Annotated in this window: 16 protein-coding genes; 8 read left to right on the forward strand and 8 right to left on the reverse strand. The window is 63.0% G+C overall.

Features of this window, described 5'->3' with window-relative positions; translation table 11 throughout:
* The first annotated feature begins 59 nt into the window (after positions 1–59).
* The 7 genes from BLV15_RS17465 (at position 60) to fabI (ending at position 9,959) form a co-directional block, all read left to right on the forward strand.
* Positions 60–1,628 carry a lytic transglycosylase domain-containing protein gene (locus BLV15_RS17465; protein WP_090230970.1) on the forward strand — a complete coding sequence of 523 codons (1,569 nt, stop codon included), beginning with the start codon at positions 60–62 and terminating at the stop codon, positions 1,626–1,628.
* A gap of 104 nt (positions 1,629–1,732) precedes the next feature.
* Entirely contained in the window at positions 1,733–3,562 is a 1,830-nt protein-coding gene (locus BLV15_RS17470; protein WP_090230971.1) for an extracellular solute-binding protein, read from the forward strand.
* Positions 3,559–5,409, forward strand: coding sequence for an extracellular solute-binding protein (locus BLV15_RS17475; protein ID WP_090230972.1), 1,851 nt, complete (start codon positions 3,559–3,561; stop codon positions 5,407–5,409). Before BLV15_RS17470 ends, BLV15_RS17475 begins: the two co-directional genes overlap by 4 nt.
* Positions 5,410–6,495 (forward strand): microcin C ABC transporter permease YejB, encoded by a 1,086-nt coding sequence (locus tag BLV15_RS17480; protein ID WP_090230973.1) that lies wholly within the window; start codon positions 5,410–5,412, stop codon positions 6,493–6,495.
* Position 6,496: 1 nt separating this feature from the next.
* On the forward strand, positions 6,497–7,516 hold the full coding sequence (locus BLV15_RS17485) for an ABC transporter permease (RefSeq protein ID WP_090230974.1): 1,020 nt from the start codon (positions 6,497–6,499) through the stop codon (positions 7,514–7,516).
* Positions 7,517–7,522: 6 nt separating this feature from the next.
* The gene (locus BLV15_RS17490; protein ID WP_175534390.1) at positions 7,523–9,160 is read left to right on the forward strand and encodes an ABC transporter ATP-binding protein; all 1,638 of its coding nucleotides are present in this window, start codon (positions 7,523–7,525) and stop codon (positions 9,158–9,160) included.
* A 4-nt stretch (positions 9,161–9,164) separates the two neighbouring features.
* Positions 9,165–9,959 carry an enoyl-ACP reductase FabI gene (gene fabI / locus BLV15_RS17495; protein ID WP_090230975.1) on the forward strand — a complete coding sequence of 265 codons (795 nt, stop codon included), beginning with the start codon at positions 9,165–9,167 and terminating at the stop codon, positions 9,957–9,959.
* A 180-nt stretch (positions 9,960–10,139) separates the two neighbouring features.
* Here the strand turns inward: fabI and BLV15_RS17500 are convergent, their stop codons facing one another.
* From BLV15_RS17500 to ppsA, 8 genes are all read right to left on the reverse strand, one after another.
* Positions 10,140–11,114, reverse strand: coding sequence for an OmpA family protein (locus BLV15_RS17500; RefSeq protein ID WP_090230976.1), 975 nt, complete (start codon positions 11,112–11,114; stop codon positions 10,140–10,142).
* Between the two features lie 108 nt (positions 11,115–11,222).
* Positions 11,223–11,813, reverse strand: a complete 591-nt coding sequence (gene sigX, locus BLV15_RS17505; RefSeq protein WP_090230977.1) for an RNA polymerase sigma factor SigX — start codon at positions 11,811–11,813, stop codon at positions 11,223–11,225.
* Positions 11,814–11,904: 91 nt separating this feature from the next.
* Positions 11,905–12,729, reverse strand: a complete 825-nt coding sequence (locus BLV15_RS17510) for a mechanosensitive ion channel family protein (protein ID WP_090230978.1) — start codon at positions 12,727–12,729, stop codon at positions 11,905–11,907.
* 2 nt (positions 12,730–12,731) lie between these two features.
* A complete protein-coding gene (locus tag BLV15_RS17515; RefSeq protein ID WP_090230979.1) occupies positions 12,732–12,974 on the reverse strand; it encodes a CrfX protein in 243 nt (80 codons plus the stop codon).
* A 53-nt stretch (positions 12,975–13,027) separates the two neighbouring features.
* A complete protein-coding gene (locus BLV15_RS17520; protein ID WP_090231085.1) occupies positions 13,028–14,026 on the reverse strand; it encodes a zinc transporter ZntB in 999 nt (332 codons plus the stop codon).
* Positions 14,027–14,053: 27 nt separating this feature from the next.
* Positions 14,054–14,542, reverse strand: coding sequence for a ribonuclease E activity regulator RraA (gene rraA / locus BLV15_RS17525; RefSeq protein WP_090230980.1), 489 nt, complete (start codon positions 14,540–14,542; stop codon positions 14,054–14,056).
* A 132-nt stretch (positions 14,543–14,674) separates the two neighbouring features.
* A complete protein-coding gene (locus tag BLV15_RS17530) occupies positions 14,675–15,685 on the reverse strand; it encodes an alpha/beta fold hydrolase (protein ID WP_090230981.1) in 1,011 nt (336 codons plus the stop codon).
* A gap of 68 nt (positions 15,686–15,753) precedes the next feature.
* On the reverse strand, positions 15,754–18,126 hold the full coding sequence (gene ppsA, locus BLV15_RS17535) for a phosphoenolpyruvate synthase (RefSeq protein ID WP_090230982.1): 2,373 nt from the start codon (positions 18,124–18,126) through the stop codon (positions 15,754–15,756).
* A 163-nt stretch (positions 18,127–18,289) separates the two neighbouring features.
* On the opposite strand from ppsA, the gene ppsR reads away from it, so the two are divergent.
* Entirely contained in the window at positions 18,290–19,108 is an 819-nt protein-coding gene (ppsR, locus tag BLV15_RS17540; RefSeq protein ID WP_090230983.1) for a posphoenolpyruvate synthetase regulatory kinase/phosphorylase PpsR, read from the forward strand.
* Positions 19,109–19,125 lie beyond the last annotated feature (17 nt).

The following is a 19,125-nucleotide window of genomic DNA, read 5'->3' on the forward strand; positions in this document are numbered from 1 at the left end:
ACCTGGAGGGCGGTTCCTAGAATCGCCCGACCTTTTCGCCTGGACAAGCACCTCACCCGATGCCGCCAACCGACCGCAAGACCTCAGCCCCGGACACCTTGGCGCGCCTTTCGAGACTGTCCCCGCTGGTCTTCGCTCTGATTCTCGGCGGTTGCCAGAACTTCGCACAACAGACTCCTGAACAGCTTGGGCGGAGCACCGACACCGCCGTCGGAATGCCTCAGCAGCGCACGGAGTGGTTGAACCAGGCGCCGGCGCCCCAGCCGCCGCAGGACATCTGGGAGCGGATGCGCAGCGGGTATGCGCTGCAAGGCGAGATCGGCCTGAACCCGCGCATCGAACGCCAGCGCCTGTGGTTCGTCAGCAATCCCTCGTTCCTCGAAAGCAGCTGCGAGCGCGGCAGCCTCTACATCCACTATGTCGTCGAACGCCTGGAAGAGCGCAACATGCCGCTCGAACTGGCGCTGTTGCCGATGATCGAGAGCGCCTACAACCCGCTGGCGCTGTCGCGTTCCAACGCCGTGGGCATCTGGCAGTTCATCCCCGCCACCGGTCGCTACTACAACCTGCGCCAAACCAGCTGGTACGACGGCCGTCGCGACATCACCGCCTCGACCAACGCCGCGCTGGATTACCTGAGCAAGCTGCAGGACATGTTCAACGGCGACTGGCTGCTTGCCCTCGCGGCCTACAACGCGGGCGAAGGCACCGTCAGCCGGGCCATCGAGCGCAACCAGAAACTCGGCTTGCCGACCGACTACTGGAACCTGCCGCTGCCCAAGGAAACCCAGGAGTACGTGCCCAAGCTGCTGGCGCTGTCGCAGATCGTCCTGGCACCGGAAGCCTACGGGATGGACCTCAGCCCGATTGCCAACGAGCCCTATTTCGAGACGGTCGAGATCAAGCAGAACATGGACCTGTCGCGGGTCGCCGCCATGGCCGATCTGGACGCCGACGAGCTGATGCTGCTCAACCCGGCGTTCAAGCGCGGCATTACCCGCGACGGCCCGAAGCAACTGCTGGTGCCGACCGAGAAAGCCGAACTGCTGGCCGCCAACCTGTCGATGATGAAGGCCCAGGAACCGGTGGACTGGCAGGATTACAAGGTTCGTCCGGGCGACAGCCTGCACAGCATCGCCAACCGCTACCGGCTGACGGTGGCGACGATCAAGGACATCAACCGGCTGAGCAGCAATCACCTGAGCGTCGGCCAGGTGCTGAGCATTCCCGCGGAGCCCGGCCAGACCGGCGACGTACCGCTGTTCGGCAACGTCGCTGCCAGCGCGCCTGCCGCCAGCGCGCGCAGCTACCGGGTCAAGGACGGTGACAACCTCTGGCAAATCGCCCGCGACAACAAGGTCGAGGTGAAGGACCTGCAACGCTGGAACAAGCTCGCCGGCAAGGACCTCAAGGTGGGCCAGACGCTCGCCCTGCAAGGCGGCGGCTTGCAACTGGCGTCCGCCGGCGGCCCGGTGAAGGCAACCTATTACAAGGTGAAGAAAGGCGACTCGCTGCACCAGATCGCCAAGCGCTTCAATGTCGAAGTCGATAGCCTGAAGCGCTGGAACCCGCAAAGTGGCCAGTCGCTCAAACCCGGCCAGACGCTGACCCTGCGCCTCTCGAACTGATTGGCGCGCGCCACGCCTCCGCGCCTTCCGGCCGAGGGAGGCAAGCTGCTACTGTACCGATCCCCATTCCACGTGCCGTCGTCCTGGATCGGATTTCCCGCCTGATGCGTTTTCTTCTCTCTCTGCTCTTCGGCCTCATGACCTGCACGCCGGCCTTCGCCGCGATCAGCGTCAGCCACGGCTATGCGCAGTTCGGAACGCTCAAGTATCCGGCCGACTTCAACCACTTCGACTGGGTGAATCCGCAAGCGCACAAGGGCGGCACCTTGCGGGTGATGGCGTCCGGCACCTTCGACACTCTCAATCCCTACACCCTCAAGGGCAGCCCGCCGTCGGGCACCGCGGACTTCCTCGATTACGGGGTCAGCGAGCTGAACGAAACGCTGCTTGCCGGCACCGGAGACTATGACCCGTCGGGCGACGAGCCGGCGTCCAGCTACGGACTGATCGCCTCGAGCGTGGAATACAACGAGGACCGCAGCTGGGTGGTGTTCAACCTGCGCCCGGAGGCGCGCTTCCACGACGGGGTGCCGATAACCGCCTACGACGTGGCGTTTTCCTACCGCTTGCTGCGCAAGAAGGGCCATCCGCAGTACCGCACCAGCCTGCAGGAAGTGGAGCGCGTCGACATTCTCGGTCGCCAGCGCATCCGTTTCGTCTTCAAGCGCGCGGGCAACCCGCTGCTGATCCTGCGCGTGGGTGAGTTGCCGGTGCTGCCGCAGCACTACTGGAAGGACCGCGACTTCACCGCCACCACCTATGAGGCGCCTCTGGGCAGCGGGCCGTATCGCATCACCCGGGTTTCTCCGGGCCGCCGGCTGGTGTTCGAGCGGGTCGTCAACTGGTGGGGCGAGAACCTGCCGGTGAACCGCGGCAAGTACAATTTCGATCGCGTCGAGGTGGAGTTCTACCGCGACAGCCATATCGCCTTCGAGGCGTTCAAGGCCGGCGAATTCGATATCTACATTGAGCATCAGGCGAAGAACTGGGCCAACGGCTATCGCTTTCCGGCCGTGGAGCAGGGCGCGGTGGTGCGCGCGGAAATCCCGCACAAGATCCCGACCCAGACCCAGGCGCTGTTCATGAACAGTCGCCGTGCGCCGTTCGCCGACATCGCCGTGCGCGAGGCCGTGGGCCTGATGTTCGACTTCGAGTGGGCCAATCGCACCCAGTTCAACGACGCCTACCGGCGCGCGGAGAGCTACTACCCCAACAGCGCGTTCTCGGCCACCGGCGTGCCCACCGACGCCGAGCTCCAGCTGCTGGAGCGCTACCGCGCGCAGTTGCCAGAGAAGCTCTTCGAGGAGCCGTTCGATGTTCCGCACACCGACGGGCGTGGCATCCCCCGGGAAACCCTGCGCCGTGCGCTCGGTCTATTGGCCGGAGCCGGTTACCGGCTATCCGGGCAACGCCTGCTGGATGCCGACGGCAGGCCCCTTCGATTCGAGATACTGCTGGTCAATCCCAATCTGGAGCGCATTCTGCAGCCGTACGCCGAAAACCTCGCCCGCATCGGTATCGACGTCAGTCTGCGCACGGTGGACCGCGCGCAGTACAAGCAGCGCCTGGACCAGTACGACTACGACATGATCCTGCTGACCCTGCCACAGACCCTCAGCCCCGGCCTGGAGCAGTGGCAGTACTTCCACTCCAGCCAGGTGGCGCTCAAGGGCGGCCGCAACTATGCCGGCGTCGCCAATCCGGTGGTCGACGGGCTGCTCGAAAGCCTGCTCGCCGCCGGCACCGAATCCCAGCAGCAGGCCGCCGCCCGCGCCCTTGACCGGGTCCTGCTCTGGCAGCACTACAGCATTCCGAACTGGTACATCGATTATCATCGCATCGCGTACCGCAATCGCTTCGCCTTCGTCACCACGCCGCCCTACACCCTCGGGTTGCGCGCCTGGTGGCTGAAGCCCACGGAGAATTCCCGATGAGCAATACCCTGAGCGCACTTCGCCGATTCGGCTGCGCCGCGCTGCTGCTGGCGCTGGCCGGCACCGTTTGCGCCGGCCCCCAGCATGCGATCACGCTGTACGACGAAGCGCCGAAGTACCCGGCGAACTTCAAGCACTTCGCCTGGGTGAATCCGGATGCGCCCAAGGGCGGCATCCTCCGCCTCTCCGGATTGAACGGTTTCGACAGCCTCAACCCGTTCATTCCCAAGGGCAACTCGGCGGATCAGCTCGGTCTGATCTACGACACGCTCACCTACCACTCCCCGGACGAGCCCTTCACCGAGTACGGGTTGCTGGCGGAGAAGATCGAAAAGGCGCCGGACAACAGCTTCGTGCGCTTCTACCTGAACCCCAAGGCACGCTTCAACGACGGCACGCCGGTCACCGCCGAGGACGTCGAGTTCACCTTCCAGACGCTGGTGGACAAGGGCGACCCGATGTATCGCCACTATTACGCGGACGTCGACAAGGTGGTCGTCGAGGACAAGCAGCGCGTGCGTTTCGACTTCAAGCACCCCGGCAACCGCGAGCTGCCGCTGATTCTCGGCCAGCTTCAGGTGCTGCCGAAGCACTGGTGGGCCACCCGCGATTTCGCCAAGAGCAGCCTGGAACCGCCACTGGGCAGCGGCCCGTACCGCGTCTCCAAGGTCGATCCGGGGCGTTCGATCCGTTACGAGCGGGTCAAGGACTGGTGGGGCAAGGACCTGCCGGTGAACCGCGGCTACTACAACTTCGACGCGATCAACGTCGACTATTACCGCGACTCCTCGGTGGCGCTGGAGGCCTTCAAGGCCGGCCAGTTCGATTTCAACCTGGAGTACTCGGCGAAGGACTGGGCAACGGGTTACGACAGCCCCGCCCTGCGCGCCGGCAAGATCGTCCAGGAAAACCTGGTCAACCATAACCCGGCGGGCATGCAGTCGTTCGCCTTCAACATCCGCCGGCCGGTGTTCCAGGACCGCCGCGTGCGCGAGGCGATCGCCCAGCTGTTCGACTTCGAGTGGACCAACAAGCAGTTGTTCTTCGGCTCCTACAAGCGCACCCGGAGCTACTTCGAGAACTCGGAGATGGCCGCCACGGCGCTGCCGGACGCCGACGAACTGAAAATCCTCGAGCCCCTGCGCGGCAAGATTCCCGACGAGGTGTTCACCCAGGTCTTCGCTCCCCCGGTCAGCGACGGCAGCGGAATCATTCGCGACCAGAAACGCCGTGCCTACCAGTTGCTCACCGAGGCCGGCTTCAAGATCGAGAACGACAAGATGGTCGGCCCGGACGGCAAGCCGCTGGCGTTCGAGTTCCTCACCGCGCAGGCGAACCTGGAGCGGATCATCCTGCCGTTCAAGCGCAACCTCGCCGAGCTGGGCATCGACCTGCAGATCCGCCGGGTCGACGTCTCGCAGTACATCAACCGGCTGCGTTCGCGTGACTTCGACATGGTCCCCGCGACCTGGGCGCAGTCCAATTCGCCGGGCAACGAGCAGATGGAGTTCTGGCACTCGCGCAGCGCCGACAGCCCCGGCAGCCGCAACTTCATCGGCCTGCGCGACCCGGCCATCGACACGTTGGTGGAGGGGCTGATCCGCGCCGACTCGCGCAAGAGCCTGATCCTCCACTGCCGTGCGCTGGACCGCGTGCTGCAATGGGGCAATTACGTGGTGCCGAACTACTACGTCGATACCTGGCGGGTGGCCTACTGGACGCGCCTCGCCCACCCGGAAACCACCTCGCTGTACGACTTCGGCATGATGACCTGGTGGCAGAAGCCAGGCGAAGCCGAGGTCGCGCCCGAAACCGACGGCGCCCCGGCCGAGCAGGAAGCGCACTAGATGCTCGCCTATATCTTTCGCCGCCTGCTGCTGATCCTGCCGACGCTGTTCGGCATCCTGCTGATCAACTTCATCATCGTCCAGGCCGCGCCCGGCGGGCCCGTCGAGCAGATGATCGCCAAGCTCGAAGGCTTCGATGCGGCTGCCGGCGGTGCCACCGGGAGGATTTCCGGCGGCGGATCGGAGGTTTCCGGCGGGCACTCCAACTACCGCGGCGGCCAGGGGCTCGACCCCGAACTGGTCGCCGAGATCGAGAAGATGTACGGCTTCGACAAGTCGGCGCCGGAACGCTTCTGGATCATGCTGAAGAACTACGCGCAGCTGGATTTCGGCGAGAGCTTCTTCCGTAACGCCAAGGTCACCGACCTGATCGTCGAGAAGATGCCGGTGTCGATCTCGCTCGGGCTGTGGAGCACGCTGATCATGTACCTGGTGTCGATTCCGCTGGGCATCGCCAAGGCCACCCGCCACGGCAGCGCGTTCGACGTCTGGACCAGCTCGGCGATCATCGTCGGCTATGCGATCCCGGCGTTCCTTTTCGCCATCCTGCTGATCGTGGTGTTCGCCGGGGGCAGCTACTACGACTGGTTCCCGCTGCGCGGGCTGACCTCCAACAACTTCGACGAGTTGAGCTGGGGCGGCAAGATCCTCGACTATTTCTGGCACCTGGCGCTTCCGGTGTCGGCGCTGGTGATCGGCAACTTCGCCACCCTTACCCTGCTGACCAAGAACAGCTTCCTCGACGAGATCAACAAGCAGTACGTGGTCACCGCCCGAGCCAAGGGGCTTTCGCGTACCGGCGTGCTCTACGGCCACGTGTTCCGCAACGCCATGCTGCTGATCATCGCCGGCTTCCCGTCGGCCTTCATCGGCATGTTCTTCACCGGCTCGCTGATGATCGAGGTGATCTTTTCCCTCGACGGCCTCGGCCTGCTGAGCTTCGAGTCCGCGCTCAACCGTGACTATCCGGTGGTCTTCGGCAGCCTGTTCATCTTTACCCTGCTGGGCCTGCTGGTGAAGCTGATCGGCGACATCACCTACACCCTCGTCGATCCGCGCATCGACTTCGAAAGCCGGGAGAAATGAGATGACGTTTTCTCCTCTCAATCGCCGCCGCATCGAGCGTTTCAAGGCCAACAAGCGTGGCTGGTGGTCGCTCTGGCTGTTCCTCATCCTCTTCGGCCTGAGCCTGGGCGCCGAGCTGATAGCCAACGACAAACCGCTGGTGGTGCGCTACGACGGCGAGTGGTATTTCCCGGTGGCCAAGCGCTACCCGGAAACCGCGTTCGGCGGCGAATTCCCGCTGGAGGCCAACTACAAGAGCCGCTACATCCGTGAGCTGATCGAGGAAAAGGACGGCTGGATGATCTGGCCGCCGATCCCCTTCGACTATGCCGCGATCAACTACGACCTCTCCGTGCCCGCCCCCGCGCCGCCCTCGGCGGCCAACTGGCTGGGCACCGACGACCAGGGCCGCGACGTGCTGGCCCGGATCATCTACGGCTTCCGCGTCTCGGTGCTGTTCGCCCTGACCCTGACCATCCTCAGCTCGATCATCGGCGTGTTCGCCGGTGCGCTGCAGGGCTTCTACGGCGGCTGGGTCGACCTGCTCGGGCAGCGCTTCCTGGAGGTCTGGTCCGGGCTGCCGGTGCTCTATCTGCTGATCATCCTCGCCAGCTTCGTTCAGCCGAACTTCTGGTGGCTGCTGGGCATTATGCTGCTGTTTTCCTGGATGAGCCTGGTGGACGTGGTGCGCGCCGAGTTCCTCCGCGGGCGCAACCTCGAGTACGTCCGTGCGGCGCGGGCACTGGGCATGCAGAACGGCGCGATCATGTTCCGTCACATCCTGCCCAACGCCATGGTTTCCACCATGACCTTCATGCCCTTCATCCTCACCGGCGCCATCGGCACCCTCACCGCCCTGGATTTCCTCGGCTTCGGCCTGCCGGCCGGCTCGCCGTCACTGGGCGAACTGGTGGCGCAGGGCAAATCCAACCTGCAGGCACCCTGGCTGGGTATCTGCGCATTCGCCGTGCTGGCGCTGATGCTGAGCCTGCTGGTGTTCATCGGTGAGGCCGCGCGCGATGCATTCGATCCGAGGAAATAGCGCTTCATGAGCGAGATATCGTCACCCCAGAACCTCGTCGAAGTGCGCGACCTGGCCGTCGAGTTCGTCGCCGGCAACCAGTGCCAGCGCGTGGTCGAGGGCGTCAGCTTCGACATCCGCAAGGGCGAGACCCTGGCGCTGGTCGGCGAAAGCGGCTCCGGCAAGTCGGTCACCGCCCACTCGATCCTGCGCCTGCTGCCCTACCCGCTTGCCCAGCATCCCGCCGGCTCGATCCTCTACGACGGCCAGGACCTGCTGGCCCAGAGCGAACAGCGTCTGCGGCACATCCGCGGCAACCGCATCGCGATGATCTTCCAGGAGCCGATGACCTCGCTGAACCCGCTGCACAGCATCGAGAAGCAGGTCAACGAGGTGCTCACCCTGCACAAGGGCCTGCGCGGCAAGGCGGCGACAAAGCGCACGCTGGAGCTGCTCGAGCTGGTCGGCATCGTCGATCCGCACAAGCGCCTGAAAGCCTATCCGCACGAGTTATCCGGCGGACAACGGCAGCGCGTGATGATCGCCATGGCCCTGGCCAACGAGCCGGAACTGCTGATCGCCGACGAGCCGACCACCGCGCTGGACGTCACCGTGCAGCTGAAGATCCTCACCCTGCTCAAGGAATTGCAGGCGCGCCTGGGCATGGCGTTGCTGCTGATCAGCCACGATCTGAACCTGGTTCGGCAAATAGCGCATCGCGTATGTGTCATGCAGTGCGGACGCATCGTCGAACAGGGGTCGTGTGAAAAACTGTTCCAGACGCCCGAGCATCCGTATACGCGTGAACTGCTCTGCGCCGAGCCCCGTGGGGAGGCAGCCGCCAATCCGCCGGGGCCGCCGCTGCTGGAAGTGCAAGACCTGCGCGTGTGGTTCCCGATCAAGAAAGGGCTGCTGCAGCGCACCGTCGATCACATCAAGGCAGTGGACGGAGTCGATTTCAGTCTGCCGAAAGGCCAGACGCTGGGGATCGTCGGCGAAAGCGGTTCGGGCAAGTCGACGCTGGGTCTGGCGATCCTGCGTCTGATCGCGAGCCAGGGTTCGATTCGTTTCCAGGGCCAGCCGTTGGATCAGCTGACCCAGCAGCAGGTTCGCCCGCTGCGGCGGCAGATGCAGGTGGTCTTCCAGGACCCGTTCGGCAGTCTCAGCCCCCGTATGTCGGTGGCGCAGATCGTCGGCGAAGGCTTGCGGATTCACGCCATGGGCAACGAGGCTGAACAGGAACAGGCAATCATCGACGCGCTCAAGGAGGTAGGTCTGGACCCGGACACCCGGCACCGCTACCCCCACGAGTTTTCCGGCGGGCAACGGCAGCGAATCGCCATTGCCCGCGCGTTGGTGCTGAAGCCGGCGCTGATCCTGCTCGACGAGCCCACTTCGGCGCTCGATCGGACGGTTCAACGTCAGGTAGTGGAGTTGCTTCGATCGCTACAGGCCAAGTACAACCTGACCTACCTGTTCATCAGCCACGATCTGGGGGTGGTCAAGGCGCTGAGTCATCAGTTGATGGTGCTCAAGCAGGGTCAGGTGGTTGAACGCGGCCCGGCGGATGCAGTCTTCGCCGCCCCGCAGCACCCTTATACACGGCAGTTGTTGGAGGCCGCCTTTCTGGCCCCGCAACCGTCGCCAAACCAAGAAAGAGGATAAGCACATGGGTTTTCTCGCCGGTAAGCGCGTACTGATTGTTGGTGTCGCCAGCAAGCTCTCGATCGCCTCGGGTATCGCCGCCGCCATGCACCGCGAAGGCGCCGAACTCGCCTTCACGTATCAGAATGAAAAGCTCAAGAGCCGCGTCGAGGAGTTCGCTGCGGGCTGGGGCTCCAACCCTGAGCTGTGCTTCCCCTGCGACGTCGCCAACGACGAGGAAATCGCCTCGGTCTTCGAAGCGCTGGGTAAGAAATGGGACGGCCTGGACATCATCGTCCACTCGGTCGGCTTCGCCCCGGGCGACCAGCTCGACGGCGACTTCACCGAAGTCACCACCCGTGAAGGCTTCAAGATCGCCCACGACATCAGCGCCTACAGCTTCGTCGCCCTGGCCAAGGCCGGTCGCGAACTGATGAAGGGCCGCAATGGCAGCCTGCTGACGCTCTCCTACCTGGGCGCCGAGCGCACCATGCCGAACTACAACGTGATGGGCATGGCCAAGGCGAGCCTGGAAGCCGGCGTCCGCTACCTGGCCGGCAGCCTCGGCCCGGAAGGCACGCGCGTCAACGCCATCTCCGCCGGCCCGATCCGTACGCTCGCGGCAAGCGGCATCAAGAGCTTCCGCAAGATGCTCGCGGCCAACGAGAAACAGACCCCGCTGCGCCGCAACGTCACCATCGACGAAGTGGGCAACGCCGGCGCGTTCCTCTGCTCCGACCTGGCCTCGGGCATCAGCGGTGAAATCCTCTACGTCGACGGCGGTTTCAACACCACCGCGATGGGCAACATCGAAGAGTGATGGCCTGACCGGTCGCGGTGATCGATCCTGAGCAAACGCCCCGAACGCCGGGGCGTTTTGCTTTGCTCGCGGCGAAACCAACCGGTTTCCCGATCGACAGACGCAAAAAAGCCCGCTTCTTTCGAGGCGGGCTTTTTTCTTCTGCCGAACCGCCGGAGCGGTTCGACAGAATCCCGAGGCTTACTTGGCCTGGGCTTCCACTTCGGCTTCTACGCGACGGTTGACGGCACGGCCAGCTTCGGTCGCGTTGTCAGCCACCGGGCGCGACTCGCCGTAACCGACGGAGTCAACACGGTTGCCGGCTACGCCGTACTGGTTGACCAGCACGTTTTTGACGGCAGCAGCACGACGCTCGGAGAGCTTCTGGTTGTAGGCGTCGGTGCCGACGGAGTCGGTGTGGCCTTCAACGGTCGTGGTGGTCTGCGGGTACTGGTTCATGAAGTCAGCCAGGTTCTTGATGTCGCCATAGCTGTCTTGCTTCACGGTGGCCTTGTCGAAGTCGAATTTCACGTCGAGCTCGACGCGAACAACTTCAGGAGCCGGTTCCGGCTCTTGAGCGACCGGAGCCGGGGCTGGAGCCGGAGCCGGCTCGACCGCTGCGACTTCGCGAGCACCGCCACCGAAGTTCATGCCGACGCCTACGCCAGCCATCCACTCGGTTTCGCCGCGGTCGATGTTGTACATGCCGTCGACGCTGGCTTTAGCGAAGAAGTTTTCGGTGAAGTAGTACTTCACGCCGGTACCGACGTTGGCAAAGGTGCTGTGGTCACGACCGCCGCGAGTCGCCTGACCGATGCTCTGGTGAGCCAGGCCGGCGGAAACGTACGGACGCAGGCCTACACCCGGAGTACCGAAGTTGTAGATAGCATCGAGGGAAGCCAGGTTGCCCTTGATGTTCTTGCTGCCAGTGTCGCTATCGCCACGAATGTCGTGGTACTCGCCGTAGGACAGAGCCAGCTCGACGTCGTCGGTCAGGTAGTAGCCGACCGAACCGCCAAACAGTTTGGCGTTCGAAGCGTCTTTAGAGCTGTCGGTGAAGTACTTCTTACCGAAAGCTTCCACCTCGACAGCGCCTTGGCCCTGGGCCAGCGCGTGAACAGAAGTCGCGGCTATCAGAGAGCCAATGACAACGCCTAAGGTGTTCTTGAGTTTCATCCGTTTAAATCCCCATCAAGTGTGATGAATAAGCCAGCAGGCCGATGCTCGCTAACTTGGCAATAGTTTACCAGAGCGGGCCTGACCATATGAGAGCTTATTGCCCCACTAAGTTTCGGAAATGCCCGAAAATTTTTCACGAAGCCTATCCAACGCCCTTTTGTAGCGCATTTTTGTCGCGCTCAGGCCCATATGCATGATGTCGGCAATTTCCTGAAACTCGAGTTCCGCGACGAAACGCAACACGAGGATTTCCCGGTCAATCGGGTTGACATGAATCAGCCAGCGGTCAAGCCCGCCGCGCTCTTCAACCTTTGGAGCCTTCTCCTCGGAGGCCTCCTCGAGCGGGTCGAGACTGAGGGCGTCGAGCAGACGCCGCTTACGACGCTCCTTGCGATACTGGGTGATGCATTCGTTATACGTAATGCTATAAAGCCATGTCTTGAACTTCGACTTGCCTTCGAAGTTCTTCAGGCCGTAGAGCACTTTGAGCATCACTTCCTGACATACATCGTCGGCATCCCGGTCGTTACCCAGATAGCGGGCACAGACATTGAACAAGGTGCGCTGATAACGCCGCATCAACTCTTCGTAGGCACGGGTGACATGGAACAGTTCGGCATGCGCGCGCTGTACCAATTCCTCATCGGTAAGCTCGCGGGGATCGTAGCGCTGGGGGGCAGATTGGGTTTTGTTCAAAACAAGTCGGGCCGACAGTCAGATCGATAGCAGCCTCCGCGGTCCCCTGGGGACCGTCCGGCGGCGGCATACATTAGCAGGGATTGCGCCCTTAGCGGCTACTGACCCGCTGCTCGAGGAGAATCCGGTTGGCCACGGAAACCAGTTCGCCATTGGCGTCCAGCAAGGTGGTTTTCACGGTGCCGATCTCTTCGATCTGACCTTCGATATCGCCGATGCGCACGTCCTGACCGACTTCATACAGTTCGCGCACGTAGATGCCGGCGATGATTTGGCTGGCGATGTCGCGACTGCCGAGCCCCAGCGCCAGCGCCACGGCCAGACCGACCGAGATCAGCACGATGGCGATCACGTTGTTCAGCAGGTCGGTCTTGATTTCCAGTTGGCCGATCGCCACCGAGATACTGATGATGATCACCATCGCCTGCGCCACCCGGCCCAGGCCATTGGCGTAGTCGAGACCGACACCCTCCGCCGCGCCACGCACCAGGCTGCTGGCCAGTTGCGCCAGCAGTACGCCGGACAGCAGCACCAGCGCCGCACCGAAGACCTTGGGCAAATAAAGGGCGAACACGTCGAGCGTTGCCGACACCCGCTCCAGCCCCAGCGATTCCGCCGCCGAAACCAGAAACACCAGCAAAACGAACCAGTAGACGATCTTGCCGATCAGCGTCGATACCGGCACCTGGATACCCGCGCGGCCGAGCAGCTTGGTAAGGCCGGTCCCGGCCATCAGGCGGTCCAGGCCGATCTTTGCCAGCAGCTTCGACAACAGGGTATCGAGCAGCTTGGCGACGATGAAGCCAAGCAGCACGACCACCAGCGCACCGAATAGCCGCGGTATGAACGCCGCGACCGAGCCCCACATGGTGCTCATGGCGTTAACGAGGCTCTGTGTCCAAGGGTCGAATTCCATCTTCAATCAGCCTTATCGGTGCGGTCGGGTGAGGAACGGCGGCTCCGCGGCGAGACGTTCGCCGCGCCGCTGTTGAGGGCGATCATCAGCGCCTCGAACCAGTGGCCCGCCAGGCTGAACAGATCGCCGACGCCAACCTGACGGTTGGCAGTCTTCAATACGCGGTCGAGGCAGGCATCGTCATCGCGTGAGGACGATGAGCCCTTGAGCATATCGCGCAGGGATTCTTCGAAAGGATCGTGCATACGTACCTCGGATGATCTCTCGGCTAGACGCGACGTCGCGCCATCGAGTCACATCACAGCCAACGCAGGCGACGAAAGATCCACCACTGCGAAACCCCAAGAACGGCCATCAGCGCGCAGGCGCCAACGAAACCGTAGCGGCTGTCGGCGCCGGGAATGCCGCCGACGTTGATACCGAGCAGTCCGGTGAGGAAGGTCATCGGCAGGAAGAAGCAGGTGATGATCGCCAGCAGGTACATGGTGCGGTTCATTCGCTCGCTCATGCGGCGCTGTTCGGATTCGATGATCAGATGGCCGCGCTCGCGGATCAGCTCCAGCTCCTCGAGATAACGCACCAGGCGGTTGCTCAGTTCGTTCCAGTAGTCGCCATCGTCATTGGCGAACCAGGGCAGATGGTTGCGCGCGAGCTGGGTGAAGATCTCCCGCTGCGGCGACAGGAAGCGGCGCAGGCTCGCGGCGCGGCGGCGCAGCAACAGGACACGCCCCTGCTCCGTGTAGCTTTCCCCTGCCGCGGTCGACTCCTCCATCGCATCGGCCTCTTCGGACAACGACTCGATCAGTTGATCGACCTTTTCGGTCAGGGCGTCGGCCAGGTGCAGGATGACCTCGGATGGGCCCTTCGGCCCTCTTCCCTCAGCCCATTGCTGCAACAGTTCATCGGTGGAGCGCAGCGAGCGCAGGCGCAAGGAAATTACCCGGCGGGAGTCGGCGAAAATGCGCAGGGATACCATGTCCTCCGGTTCGGCTCCGGGGTTCAGGTTGACCCCGCGCAGGAACACCAGCAGCTCGTCACCCGGCAGCGGCAGCAGCCGCGGCCGGGTGTTCTCTTCGAGCAGGAGGTCGCAGGCGAAATCGCTCAGACCACTTTCATTGCGCAGCCACGCCTGCGACTGCGGATGGTGGCGATGCCAGTGCAGCCAGACGCTTTCTTCGTCGCCGAGCTGGAGGACCTCCAACTGCGTGTAGTCGATCGGACGCGCTCGTCCCTTGCCGTCCAGGACCAGTGCGTGGATCAACCCGTACTGCGTCGTTTCGTCTTCGTTTGCCGCCAGTTCCGGTACTGCATCGACCACCAGGTCTTACTCCGTCATGGGCAACGCTTTGGAGGAAACGATGATGCCGTTGTTGTCCGCGTAGACGAATTCGCCGGGACGGAAGGTGACGCCGCCAAAGGTGACCACGACGTTGAGATCGCCGATGCCGCGCTTGTCGGTCTTCATCGGGTGGCTGGCCAGCGCCTGGATGCCGAGGTAGGTCTCGGCGAGTACATCGACATCGCGGACGCAGCCATAGATCACCAGGCCTTCCCAGCCGTTCTTGGCCGCCTTCTCGGCGAGCATGTCGCCCAGCAGTGCACGCCGCAGCGAGCCGCCACCGTCGACCACCAGCACCTTGCCCACGCCTGGCAGATCGACCTGCTCCTTGACCAGCGAGTTGTCCTCGAAGCACTTGATCGTGACGATCTCGCCACCGAAGGAATTGCGGCCGCCGAAGTTGGCGAACATGGGTTCGACCACGTGGACCAGATCGGGATAGGCATCGCACAGATCGGGAGTGACATATTGCATGGTGAACCTCCTTGGGATTGTTGACGGGGGTGCGCTGGTCGGGCCATCGCCTGACCCCAGCCTTTTCCGTCGACGAGACGGGCGAGCTTCGCGGTCGTGACCGGGAAGCTCCGTTGCGTCATATTTTAACGGTTAACTGCTGGACACGGAACGCTGCGACAGCGGTGTATCCACTGTAGACGGCTGGCGCGCCGGCAACGCCTGGTGCTGCAGCCAGTGCGAGACCAGCGGGTAGACCTCCTCTTGCGCCGCCTTGCTCACCAGCATCTGCACATGGCCGAAGGCCGTGCTGAAACCGCTCTGCGGCCCAAGGCACAGGTAGACGCGGTTTTCCGAGCCGAAACGCTCCAGCAGCGCCTGGCAGGCCGACGGCGGATCCTGGCGATCGCCCTCGGCCGTGACCATCAGCGTCGGCATGTGCGCCTCGGCAAGGCCTGCCAGCCAATCGCGCCCTTTCTCGCCAAACCGGCCGAACAGGCCATGCCAGCGCAGGCTCTCGATTAGCAGCCCGGCGGGTTCGTCTTCAGGACCGCGCATCGAGCGAGTGCCGGATACGCCGCCGAAATGCTTGAGTAGCGAACGGGCGACCCACTCCACCGGCGGGATTTTCAGTGCCCAGTGCGACTGGCTGACCTGGCTGCCGAACAGCGCCAGGGTCGCGGCTCGCCCATCGTCCAGATAGCCGCCACCCACCGCCGCCGCCAGGCTGATGCCCCCCAGCGAATGGCCCAGCCAGTGAGGCACGCGTCCGGTTTGTTCGATGACGAAGTCGGCGATTGCCGGCAGATCGTAACGGGCGTAATCGGCCACGCGGTTGCGCGCGTAGGTCAGATTGCGCGGCGAAAGCCCATGCCCGCGCATTTCGGCGATCCACACATCGAATCCGGCGCGCGCCAGATAAGCGCCCAGGCCGATGCCCTTGGGCGAAAACCAGAAGCGTCGGTTGGAGAAGCTGCCGTGCAGCAGGATGACCGGCAGGCCACGGGTCGTGCCGGCGCGTAGCAGGCCAAGCCGGGTCAGTGCCAGTTCCACGCTCTGGTCGGGACTGTTGTTGGGTTTCAGGCGATAGACATCTTCGGTCAGGTCGCCCCGCAACTCCGCGCTGATCAGCGCTACGGGGAACAGTTCGCTACTGCTTTGCATGGTGCTTTTACTTCGTGCACAAAAAAGGGCGGGGTGTGCACCCGCCCTCTTCGTATCGTTACGAAACCTTAGGCCTGCTGGCCCTCGGCAAGGAAGAACCAGGTGTCGAGCACCGAGTCCGGGTTCAGCGAGACGCTCTCGATGCCTTGCTCCATCAGCCATTTCGCCAGGTCCGGATGGTCCGAAGGACCCTGGCCGCAGATACCGATGTACTTGCCGGCCTTGTTGCAGGCAGCGATGGCGCTGGCGAGCAGCTTCTTGACGGCCGGATTACGTTCATCGAACAGATGCGCGATGATCCCGGAGTCGCGGTCCAGCCCCAGGGTCAGCTGGGTCATGTCGTTGGAACCGATGGAGAAACCGTCGAAGAATTCGAGGAACTCGTCGGCCATCAGCGCGTTGGAGGGCAGCTCGCACATCATGATGACCTTGAGCCCGTTCTCGCCACGCTTGAGGCCGTAATGGGCCAGCAGGTCGATCACCTGGGACGCCTCGCCCAGGGTGCGTACGAACGGCACCATCAGCTCGACGTTGGTCAGACCCATGACTTCACGGACCTTCTTCATCGCCCGGCATTCGAGCTCGAAGCAATCGCGGAACGACTCGCTGATGTAGCGCGAAGCGCCACGGAAGCCCAGCATCGGGTTCTCTTCTTCCGGTTCGTAGAGCTTACCGCCGATGAGGTTGGCGTACTCGTTGGACTTGAAGTCGGACAGGCGAACGATGACTTTCTTCGGCCAGAACGCGGCAGCCAGGGTGCTGACACCCTCGACCAGCTTCTCGACGTAGAAATCCACCGGATCGTCGTAACCAGCGATGCGCTTCTCGACGCTTTCCTTGATGTCCGCCGGCAGGCTGGCGAAGTTCAGCAGCGCCTTGGGGTGCACGCCGATCATCCGGTTGATGATGAACTCCAGACGGGCCAGTCCCACACCGGCGTTCGGCAATTGAGCGAAGTCGAAGGCGCGGTCCGGGTTGCCGACGTTCATCATGATCTTGAACGGCAGATCCGGCATGGCGTCCACGGAGTTCTTCTTGATGTCGAAGCCCAGTTCGCCCTCGAAGATGAAGCCGGTGTCGCCCTCGGCACAGGACACGGTGACGCGCTGGCCGTCGGTCAGCAGGTGGGTGGCGTTGCCGCAACCGACCACTGCCGGAATACCCAGCTCGCGAGCGATGATCGCCGCGTGGCAGGTGCGCCCGCCACGGTTGGTGACTATGGCGCTGGCGCGCTTCATCACCGGTTCCCAGTCCGGATCGGTCATGTCGGAGACCAGCACGTCGCCGGGCTGGACCTTGTCCATTTCCGACACGTCCTTGATCACCTTGACCGGGCCGGCGCCGATGCGCTGGCCAATGGCACGGCCTTCGACCAGCACCTTGCCTTTTTCCTTCAGCAGGTAGCGCTCCATCACGGTTGCGCTGGCGCGGCTCTTAACGGTTTCCGGACGGGCCTGGACGATGTACAGCTGCTGGTCGTCGCCATCCTTCGCCCACTCGATGTCCATCGGGCGGCCGTAGTGTTTCTCGATGATCAGCGCCTGGCGGGCCAGGTTGCTGACTTCATCGTCGGAGAGGCAGAAGCGCGCGCGATCGGCGCGGTCGACGTCGACGGTCTTGACCGACTTGCCGGCCTTGGCTTCGTCGCCGTAGATCATCTTGATCGCCTTGCTGCCCAGGTTGCGGCGCAGGATGGCGGGACGACCGGCTTCGAGGGTTTGCTTGTGGACGTAGAATTCGTCGGGGTTGACCGCGCCCTGGACGACGGTCTCGCCGAGGCCGTAGGCGCCGGTGATGAACACCACGTCGCGGAAGCCGGATTCGGTGTCGAGGGTGAACATCACGCCCGCGGTGCCGGTTTCAGAGCGAACCATGCGCTGCACGCCCGCAGAGAGCGCGACCAGCTTGTGGTCGAAGCCCTGGTGGACGCGGTAGGCGATGGCGCGGTCGTTGAACAGCGAGGCGAAGACTTCCTTCGCGGCGCGGATCACGTTCTCGACGCCGCGGATGTTCAGGAAGGTTTCCTGCTGACCGGCGAACGAGGCGTCCGGCAGGTCTTCTGCGGTAGCCGAGGAGCGTACAGCAACCGCCATGTTCTCGTTGCCACCGGCCATTTCGGCGAAGGCGGTGCGGATATCGGCGTTGAGCTGCTCGGGGAACTCGGCTTCCATGACCCACTGACGGATCTGCGCGCCGGCCTTGGCCAGTTCGTTGACGTCGTCGACATCCAGTGAGTCGAGGATGGCGTGGATACGATCGTTGAGCCCGCTGAGATCGAGGAAATCGCGATAGGCCTGGGCCGTGGTGGCGAAACCGCCGGGCACCGATACACCGGCACCGGCGAGGTTGCTGATCATTTCGCCCAGGGAGGCGTTTTTGCCCCCTACCCGCTCGACATCGTGATTGCCGAGCTTATCGAGGGAAATTACGTACTCGACCAAGGTGATCTCTCCACTGAAAGTTGAAAAGCTCCTGCGGGGCGGATTCCGCGGCTCCAGCCTTGTGGCCCACCCCATGGAAATAAGTGACAATGCCCTTCGGCAGGCCCCTGAAACCGGGCGCCATGATAGCCAAGAATCGTTCCTACCTTAAGGCCTGAGCGCAATGAAACGAACCGCTTTCTTCATTTCCGATGGCACCGGCATCACTGCCGAAACGCTCGGCCAGAGTTTGTTGGCGCAATTCGAGAACATCACCTTTCACAAACTCACCAGGCCGTACATCGATAGCGTCGAAAAAGCGCGCGCAATGGTACAGCAAATAAACGATGCGGCAGATCGCGATGGCGCCCGTCCGATCATCTTCGACACCATAGTTAACCAAGAAATCCGTGACATCCTGGCAAAATCCAACGGATTCATGATCGACATCTTTTCGACCTTCCTCGCGCCCCTCGAACACGAGCTGATCGCCAGCTCTTCCTACTCGGTAGGCAAATCCCATTCCATCGCCCACAGTGCCAATTACATGGAGCGCATCGAGGCGGTGAACTTCGCCCTGGACAACGATGACGGCGCGCGGACCCACTATTACGACAAGGCCGATCTGATCCTCGTCGGCGTGTCGCGCTGCGGCAAAACCCCGACCTGCCTCTATATGGCCATGCAGTTCGGCATCCGCGCCGCCAACTATCCGCTGACCGAGGAAGACATGGAGCGCCTGCAACTGCCGCCGGCACTCAAGCAGTTCAAGCACAAGCTGTTTGGCCTGACCATAGATCCCGACCGACTCACCGCGATCCGCCATGAGCGCAAACCTAACAGCCGCTACGCCAGCTTCGCCCAGTGCGAGTTCGAAGTGCGCGAAGTCGAGGCGCTGTTTCGTCGGGAAAACATCGCCTTCATCAACTCCACTCATTTCTCGGTGGAAGAGATTTCGGCAAAGATCCTCGTGGAAAAAGGCGTCGAACGCCGCTTGAAGTAACGCCCAACGCATTCCGG

This window comes from Pseudomonas kuykendallii, assembly GCF_900106975.1.
Classification (GTDB): Bacteria; Pseudomonadota; Gammaproteobacteria; order Pseudomonadales; family Pseudomonadaceae; genus Pseudomonas_O; species Pseudomonas_O kuykendallii.

What these genes read in the sequence shown, in the direction of transcription:
- BLV15_RS17465 (WP_090230970.1), top strand. Translation starts at nt 60, where the DNA reads ATGCCGCCAACCGACCGCAAGACCTCAGCCCCGGACACCTTGGCGCGC.
- BLV15_RS17470 (WP_090230971.1), top strand. Translation starts at nt 1,733, where the DNA reads ATGCGTTTTCTTCTCTCTCTGCTCTTCGGCCTCATGACCTGCACGCCG.
- BLV15_RS17475 (WP_090230972.1), top strand. Translation starts at nt 3,559, where the DNA reads ATGAGCAATACCCTGAGCGCACTTCGCCGATTCGGCTGCGCCGCGCTG.
- BLV15_RS17480 (WP_090230973.1), top strand. Translation starts at nt 5,410, where the DNA reads ATGCTCGCCTATATCTTTCGCCGCCTGCTGCTGATCCTGCCGACGCTG.
- BLV15_RS17485 (WP_090230974.1), top strand. Translation starts at nt 6,497, where the DNA reads ATGACGTTTTCTCCTCTCAATCGCCGCCGCATCGAGCGTTTCAAGGCC.
- BLV15_RS17490 (WP_175534390.1), top strand. Translation starts at nt 7,523, where the DNA reads ATGAGCGAGATATCGTCACCCCAGAACCTCGTCGAAGTGCGCGACCTG.
- fabI (WP_090230975.1), top strand. Translation starts at nt 9,165, where the DNA reads ATGGGTTTTCTCGCCGGTAAGCGCGTACTGATTGTTGGTGTCGCCAGC.
- BLV15_RS17500 (WP_090230976.1), bottom strand. Translation starts at nt 11,114, where the DNA reads ATGAAACTCAAGAACACCTTAGGCGTTGTCATTGGCTCTCTGATAGCC.
- BLV15_RS17510 (WP_090230978.1), bottom strand. Translation starts at nt 12,729, where the DNA reads ATGGAATTCGACCCTTGGACACAGAGCCTCGTTAACGCCATGAGCACC.
- BLV15_RS17515 (WP_090230979.1), bottom strand. Translation starts at nt 12,974, where the DNA reads ATGCACGATCCTTTCGAAGAATCCCTGCGCGATATGCTCAAGGGCTCA.
- rraA (WP_090230980.1), bottom strand. Translation starts at nt 14,542, where the DNA reads ATGCAATATGTCACTCCCGATCTGTGCGATGCCTATCCCGATCTGGTC.
- BLV15_RS17530 (WP_090230981.1), bottom strand. Translation starts at nt 15,685, where the DNA reads ATGCAAAGCAGTAGCGAACTGTTCCCCGTAGCGCTGATCAGCGCGGAG.
- ppsR (WP_090230983.1), top strand. Translation starts at nt 18,290, where the DNA reads ATGAAACGAACCGCTTTCTTCATTTCCGATGGCACCGGCATCACTGCC.